This is a genomic window from Pseudoalteromonas sp. SIMBA_162 (assembly GCF_046535955.1).
Classification (GTDB): Bacteria; Pseudomonadota; Gammaproteobacteria; order Enterobacterales; family Alteromonadaceae; genus Pseudoalteromonas; species Pseudoalteromonas marina.
This window is the reverse complement of the sequence record NZ_JAWJBQ010000178.1, coordinates 1-329: the sequence shown is the minus strand read 5'-3', so window position 1 is coordinate 329 and position 329 is coordinate 1. Positions and strand designations below refer to the sequence as shown.

At 36.8% G+C, this 329-nt stretch carries 1 protein-coding gene; it reads left to right on the top strand.

Annotated features, from left to right (window positions below; translation table 11 throughout):
- Positions 1-37 precede the first annotated feature (37 nt).
- Positions 38-329: hypothetical protein (locus R0J88_RS19245; RefSeq protein WP_410900767.1), on the top strand; the 292-nt coding region annotated here is incomplete at its 3' end.

The window sequence follows — 329 nt, the reverse complement described above, 5'->3', positions numbered from 1 at the left end:
ATTAGTTGATTATTAATATTCAAAGGTGGTTATACAAATGGCTTCAAAAAATTTACAACCAGTACTAGCAGAGTTACACAAGGCTTTCGACTTCCTGAATAAAGCTTACTATGAAAACAAACTACCACAAGTAGTTATCGCTATTCATCCAATGGGCAACAGTAACGCTAATGGCTGGTTTACACCAGCTAAGTTATGGTCTGACGGTGAAGAAGACAAGCATGAAATATGTATTACTGCGGAAACGATGAACCGTGAAGCTATGGACATCATGCGTACACTACATCATGAAATGATTCATCTTTATTGCCATGAGAATGACATTAAAG